Below are 6,303 nucleotides of genomic sequence, written 5' to 3' on the forward strand. Positions count from 1 at the left end.
TGCGATGAACCGCGAAATCCTGCGCCGCGCCCACGACCGCCGGTTGCCGCTGCCGGACGAATCGTGGGAAAGCTTCCTGCGCGAGAACGCACGCAGCTTCCGCCGTGCGCTGCTGGCGCGGCGCGACGGCGCACGCCTGCATGCGGGCTCCGAGCCCGACCCGGCCGACCTCGAAATGGTGGAAGCCCAGTTGGCGGCCGTGGTCCGCCTGGGCGTGCCGGCGACGCAGGCCATGACGCTGCTGATCGCGCTGGGCCGCTACACCGTGGGCTGCGTGCTCGAGGAACAGGCGGCGCCGCCCGACGCGCAACTGCGGCAGCAGGCGCTCGATGCCGCCGCGGCCTCACGCCCTTTGCTGGCCGGGGCGTTCGCCCACTACCGCAAGGCCGGTCCCGATGCGATGTTCGATGTGGGCGTCGACCTGATGCTCGAAGGCGCGAGGGCGCGCCTGGCGGGTGACGCCAAGCCACCCAAGCTACTCAAGCCGGCACCGCGCCGCTGACACCAGCTCAGCGGCTGTCGCTGCTGCAGCTGTTGTTGTCTTCCAGAATCCAGCCCGCCGCCTTCTCGGCCATCATCAAGGTCGGGCTGTTGGTGTTGCCGCTGGTGATGGTGGGCATGGCGCCCGCATCGACCACGCGCAGGCCCTGCACGCCGCGCACGCGCAGGCGCGAATCGAGTACTGCCATCGGGTCGCCGTCGGCGCCCATCTTGGTGGTGCCGACCGGATGGAAGATGGTGGTGGCAATGTCGCCCGCCAGCCGTGCCAGGTCTTCGTCGGTCTGGTACTGCACGCCGGGCTTCCACTCCTGCGGCTTGTACTTGGCCAGCGCGGGCTGCGACGCGATGCGGCGCGTCACGCGCAGCGAGTCGGCCGCCACCTTGCGGTCTTCGTCGGTGCTCAGGTAGTTGGGCGCAATGGCGGGCGCGTCTTCGAAGCGCTTGCTCTTGATGCGCACCGAGCCCCGGCTCGTGGGGTTGAGGTTGCACACGCTCGCGGTAAAGGCCGGAAAGCTGTGCAGCGGATCGCCGAAGGCATCGAGCGACAGCGGCTGCACGTGGTACTGCAGGTTGGGCCATTCATGGTCGGGCGAGCTGCGCGTGAAAGCGCCGAGCTGCGATGGCGCCATGCTCATCGGACCGCTGCGTTTCAACAGGTATTCGAGCCCGATCTTCGCCTTGCCGACCATCGACGAAGCCAGCACGTTGAGCGTGGGCGCGCCGTCGATCTTGTAGACCGCGCGAATCTGCAGGTGGTCTTGCAGGTTGGCGCCGACGCCGGGCGCGTCGCGCACCACGTCGATGCCGTGCTGGCGCAGCAGCTCGGCCGGGCCGATGCCCGACAGCTGCAGGATCTGCGGCGAGCCGATGGCGCCCGCGCTAAGAATCACTTCGCGCGTGGCGTGCGCGGTGGTCATCTCGCTGCCGTTCCAGACTTCGGCGCCGGTGCATCGGCGCGTGCCGTCGGGCAGCGTCTCGAACAGCAGGCGCGACACCTGCGCGCCGGTCCACAACTCGAAGTTGGGCCTGCCATAGCAGGTCGGCCGCAGGAAGGCCTTGGCCGTGTTCCAGCGCCAGCCGTTCTTCTGGTTGACCTGGAAGTAGCCCACGCCCTCGTTGCTGCCGCGGTTGAAGTCGGTGGTGTGCGGCACGTCGGCCTGCGCGGCGGCTTCGGCAAACGCATCAAGGATGTCCCAGCGCAGCCGCTGCTTCTCGACGCGCCACTCGCCGCCGGCGCCGTGCATCTCGTCGGCGCCCAGGTAGAAGTCTTCGTGTTTCTTGAAGGCCGGCAGCACGTTCTGCCAGCGCCAGCCGTCGTCGCCGGTCAGGGCAGCCCACTGCTCGTAGTCGCGCGACTGGCCGCGCATGTAGATCATGCCGTTGATGCTGGAGCAGCCGCCCAGCGTCTTGCCGCGCGGGTAGCGCAGCGTGCGGCCGTTCAGGCCGGCATCGGGCTCGGTGCTGTAGAGCCAGTCGGTGCGCGGGTTGCCGATGCAGTAGAGGTAGCCCACCGGAATGTGGATCCAGTGGTAGTCGTCCTTGCGGCCCGCCTCGATGAGCAGCACGCGCTTGCGCTTGTCGGCGCTCAGGCGGTTGGCCATGAGCGAGCCGGCGGTGCCGGCCCCGATGATGATGTAGTCGAAGCTTGTGTCGCTCATGGCGGTTGTCTTGTCTCTCTTTGTTCTTCGAGGATACGGCAGTGCCGCCCGTGCTGCGCCGCAGCCGCCTTTTACTTCGCCGTGGGCATCACGAATTCGGCGCCCTTGCCAATGCTCTCGGGCCAGCGCTGCATGACCGACTTCTGCTTGGTATAGAAGCGCACGCCCTCTTCGCCATAGGCATGCATGTCGCCGAACAGGCTCTTCTTCCAGCCGCCGAAACCATGCCAGGCCATGGGCACGGGAATCGGCACGTTGATGCCGACCATGCCGACCTGGATGCGGCGGCTGAATTCGCGCGCCACGTTGCCGTCGCGGGTGAAGCAGCTCACGCCGTTGCCGAACTCGTGCGCGTTGACGAGGTCGATCGCGTCCTTGAAGTTCTCGACGCGCACGCAGCTGAGCACCGGGCCGAAGATTTCTTCCTTGTAGATGCGCATCTCGGGCGTGACGTGGTCGAACAGCGTGCCGCCCATCCAGAAGCCGTCGCCGCAGCCTTCGCCGGCCACGGTGCCGTCGAACTTGCGCCCGTCGACCAGCAGCTTCGCGCCTTCCTTCTCGCCCTGCGCGATGTAGCCGGTGATGCGCTCGTGCGCGGCGCGCGTGACGATCGGGCCCATCTCGGCCGCCAGGTTGGTGCCGTTGAGCACCTTGAGCGTCTTCGTGCGTTCGATGAGCTTGGGCACGATCTTGTCGGCCACGTCGCCCACCAGCACGGCAACGCTGATCGCCATGCAGCGCTCGCCGGCCGAGCCGTAGCCCGCGCCGATGAGTGCGTCGACGGTCTGGTCGATGTCGGCATCGGGCATGACGACCATGTGGTTCTTCGCGCCGCCCAGGGCCTGCACGCGCTTGCCGTGGCGTGCGCCGGTTTCGTAGATGTAGTTGGCAATCGGCGTGGAGCCGACGAAGCTGATGGCCTTGACGTCGGGGTGCTCCAGCAGCGCATCGACCGCGACCTTGTCGCCCTGCACCACGTTGAACACGCCGTCGGGCAGGCCGGCTTCCTTCAGCAGCTCGGCCATGCGCAGCGAGGCGCTGGGGTCGGTCGGGCTGGGCTTGAGCACGAAGGTGTTGCCTGCGGCAATGGCCACCGGGAACATCCACATCGGCACCATCACCGGGAAGTTGAAAGGCGTGATGCCCGCGACCACGCCGAGCGGCTGGCGCAGCGTCCAGTTGTCGATGCCGGTGCTCACCTGGTCGGTGAAGTCGCCCTTGAGCAGTTGCGGAATGCCGCAAGCGAACTCGACGATGTCGATGCCGCGCGAGACCTCGCCCTGCGCATCGGTGAAGACCTTGCCGTGCTCGGCGGTGATGAGGTGGGCCAGCTCGTCCTTGTGCTCGTTGAGCAGCTGCAAAAACTTGAACATCACGCGGGCGCGGCGAATCGGCGGCGTGTCGGCCCAGGCCGGAAAGGCGGCCTGCGCGGCGGCCACGGCGGCCGACACCTGCGCCGCATCGGCCAGGCCCACCTTGCCGGTGACGGCGCCGGTGGCGGGGTTGGTCACGTCCTGCGTGCGGCCGGAAGTGTTGGCGGCGGGCTTGCCGGCGATGTAGTGGTCGAGGTGAACGGTGGACATGGATCGGGGCTTTCGCGTGACGGAAAAACGGTGGAAAACAGGAGGAATGGCGGCAGTTTAGGCAGCGTCCACCGGCTCGCATAGCCACGAGACTTGAACTTATTGTTCACCATAGCGAACAATGCAAGCATGAAACCTCAAAATATCGAGTCGCTGTGGACGCACCTGCACTGGCTCACGGTGCTGGCGCAGCAGGGCAGCTTCACGGCCGCGGCACTGCGCCTGGGCGTGAGCAAGGCGGCCATGAGCCAGCGCATCGCCGAGCTGGAAGCCGCCGCCGGCGCGCCTTTGGTGCAGCGCACCACGCGCAGCGTGCGGCTGACCGAAGCCGGCCAGCGGCTGGTGGACGACATGCGCGCGCCCTTCGAACAGATCGCCCACAGCTTTGCCGGCGTGCGCGACCTGGCGGGCGTGCCGCGCGGGCTGGTGCGCGTGACCGCGCCGGTGGCTTTTGCGCGCCAGCAGCTGGTGCCGCGGCTGGCCGAGTTCCTGCGCGCGCAGCCCGAGGTGCGGATCGAACTCGACCTGTCGGACCGGCTCAGCTCGCTGGCCATGGAGGGCTTCGACCTGGCGATCCGGCACACCGCCGCGCCGCCCGACACCCACGTGGCCTGGACGCTGTGCGAAACGCGCTCGGTGCTGGTGGCCAGCCGCGCCTACCTGCGCCGGCGCGGCACGCCGCGCGACCCGATGGCGCTGGCCGGGCACGACTGCCTGCACTACCCGCGCGCGCAGGACACACCGACTTGGCACTTCGAGGCGCGCACCGCCTCGCACAAGCCAGCCCAAAAACCGTCGGCGCCGCGCCTCACGGTGCCGGTGTCGGGGCCGCTGGTCGCCAACAACAGCGAGGCGCTGCGCGACGCGGCCCTGACCGGCCTGGGCATCGCGCTGGTGCCCGACTTCAGCGCGCAGTCGGCGTTGCAGTCGGGCAAGCTGGTGGAGGTGCTGCCGCAATGGCGCTCGGTCGGCGCCTTCGGCGAGCGGCTGTACGCCATCCGCCCCTACGCCACCCATGTGCCGCAGGCGGTGACGGCGTTTGTCGCGTGGCTGCGCGAGGCACTGGGCGCGGGCTTTGCCGCCTGAACCGGCATCCGGGCGGCGCACCGTGGCGCCAACCTGAAGAAATGCTTAAGACGGGTGGCGCGCACGCGATGCGCGTTTCTGCCCCATCAGCTGCGGTTTCGGCCCAAAAAACGGCGCTACGCCCTACGCCAACGAGGGGTCTGGCGCACCTGCGGCACGGATGCACCCGGTTACGATGCGCGCTTCCACACCGGCTTTTTGTTTACTTTCCTGTTCATACGCCCATGCCTTCTGTACCGTCGCCCGCCGACGCTTCAGCCACCGACAGCAGTGCAATGCCGCTGGTGAGGGCGCAAGAACAGGATGGCCGCCCGTGGACCGTGGCCAGCGGCCGCTGGACCGCGCTGGGCATGTCGTCCAAGCCGGCCTGGCTGGCGCTGTCGAAGAGCCTGGAAGCCGCCCCGCCCGCCACTGACCGCGCCTGGGACCTGCGCCCCATCGCGCAGCTCGACCACATCGGCGCGCAGCTGCTGTGGGACCACTGGGGCCACGAATGGCCGGCCATGCTGGAGATGTCGCCGCAGCACAAGGCGGTGCTCGACCAGGTGGCGCAGTTCACCGTCGCCACGCCGGACGAACCGCCTAAGACGCTGCGCGACCGCATTCGCGATTTCTCGCACAACGGCCCGCGCGCCATGTACGTGATGCGCGACTTCACGGGGCTGATCGGCCAGCTGGCGATCGACGTGGGCACGCTGATCCGTGCGCCGCACCGTGGACCCTGGCGCGATTTTTCCGGGCACCTCTACCAGTTCGGCGCCACGGCGCTGCACATCACGGCGCTGGTCGGCCTGCTGATCGGCGTGGTGCTGGCGTACCTGATCTCGCAGCAGTTGCGCCAGTACGGCGCCGAGACTTTCGTGGTGAACATCCTCGGGCTGTCGCTGGTGCGCGAACTGGGGCCGGTGCTGGCGGCAGTGCTGATTGCCGGCCGCTCGGGCTCGGCGATCACGGCGCAGATCGGCGTGATGCGGGTCACGGAAGAACTCGACGCGATGCGCGTGATGGGTATTCCGCACGGCTTTCGCCTGGTGATGCCGCGCGTACTGGCGCTGGCGATCGCGATGCCGTTGATCAGCCTGTGGACGTCGATGGCGGCGCTGGCGGGCGGGATGCTGGCGGCCGACGCGGCGCTGGACATTTCGCCGGCGTATTTCCTGTCGGCGTTGCCGCGCGCGGTGCCGATCTCGAACCTGTGGCTGGCAATGGCAAAGTCGGCGGTGTTCGGGGTGCTGATCGCGCTGATCGGCTGCTACTTCGGCATGAAGGTGAAGCCCAACACGGAGAGCCTGGGGCGCGGCACGACGTCGTCGGTCGTGACGTCGATTACGGCGGTGATCCTGGTCGATGCGCTGTTTGCCGTCCTGTTCAAGGGCATAGGGTTCCGGGGATGAACTTCTCCTGCGCTTCATTGCATCGCATGCTGCTTTCAGGGCGCCGCTGTTCTTCAGGGCGCGCTCACGCCGACGGTGTGC

The 6,303-nt window shown here is 68.2% G+C and carries 5 protein-coding genes; 3 read left to right on the forward strand and 2 right to left on the reverse strand.

Translation table 11 applies throughout. From position 1 onward, the window contains the following. The coding region (locus DBV14_RS01660; protein ID WP_260396777.1) for a TetR/AcrR family transcriptional regulator C-terminal domain-containing protein at nucleotides 1-502 on the forward strand (502 nt) is incomplete at its 5' end. Between the two features lie 7 nt (nucleotides 503-509). Here DBV14_RS01660 and DBV14_RS01665 read toward each other — a convergent pair. Together DBV14_RS01665 and DBV14_RS01670 are read right to left on the reverse strand one after the other, a co-directional pair. After that, nucleotides 510-2,159, reverse strand: coding sequence for a GMC family oxidoreductase (locus DBV14_RS01665; protein WP_124457459.1), 1,650 nt, complete (start codon nucleotides 2,157-2,159; stop codon nucleotides 510-512). Between the two features lie 71 nt (nucleotides 2,160-2,230). Beyond that, the gene (locus DBV14_RS01670) at nucleotides 2,231-3,742 is read right to left on the reverse strand and encodes a CoA-acylating methylmalonate-semialdehyde dehydrogenase (protein WP_124457460.1); all 1,512 of its coding nucleotides are present in this window, start codon (nucleotides 3,740-3,742) and stop codon (nucleotides 2,231-2,233) included. A 129-nt stretch (nucleotides 3,743-3,871) separates the two neighbouring features. Here DBV14_RS01670 and DBV14_RS01675 point away from each other — a divergent pair, with 129 nt between their 5' ends. Both DBV14_RS01675 and DBV14_RS01680 read left to right on the forward strand, forming a co-directional pair. Further along, nucleotides 3,872-4,828: a LysR family transcriptional regulator gene (locus DBV14_RS01675; protein ID WP_124457461.1), complete on the forward strand. Its 957-nt coding sequence runs from the start codon at nucleotides 3,872-3,874 to the stop codon at nucleotides 4,826-4,828. A 224-nt stretch (nucleotides 4,829-5,052) separates the two neighbouring features. Continuing rightward, nucleotides 5,053-6,222 carry an ABC transporter permease gene (locus DBV14_RS01680; protein ID WP_124457462.1) on the forward strand — a complete coding sequence of 390 codons (1,170 nt, stop codon included), beginning with the start codon at nucleotides 5,053-5,055 and terminating at the stop codon, nucleotides 6,220-6,222. The last annotated feature ends 81 nt before the right edge of the window (nucleotides 6,223-6,303 follow it).

Origin of the sequence: Variovorax sp. KBW07, from assembly GCF_003852515.1 — a bacterium.
Lineage (GTDB): Bacteria > Pseudomonadota > Gammaproteobacteria > Burkholderiales > Burkholderiaceae_C > Variovorax.

Bases quoted from the DNA above. Each gene is read 5' to 3' on its own strand.
- DBV14_RS01665 (WP_124457459.1), bottom strand. From the start codon at position 2,159: ATGAGCGACACAAGCTTCGACTACATCATCATCGGGGCCGGCACCGCC.
- DBV14_RS01670 (WP_124457460.1), bottom strand. From the start codon at position 3,742: ATGTCCACCGTTCACCTCGACCACTACATCGCCGGCAAGCCCGCCGCC.
- DBV14_RS01675 (WP_124457461.1), top strand. From the start codon at position 3,872: ATGAAACCTCAAAATATCGAGTCGCTGTGGACGCACCTGCACTGGCTC.
- DBV14_RS01680 (WP_124457462.1), top strand. From the start codon at position 5,053: ATGCCTTCTGTACCGTCGCCCGCCGACGCTTCAGCCACCGACAGCAGT.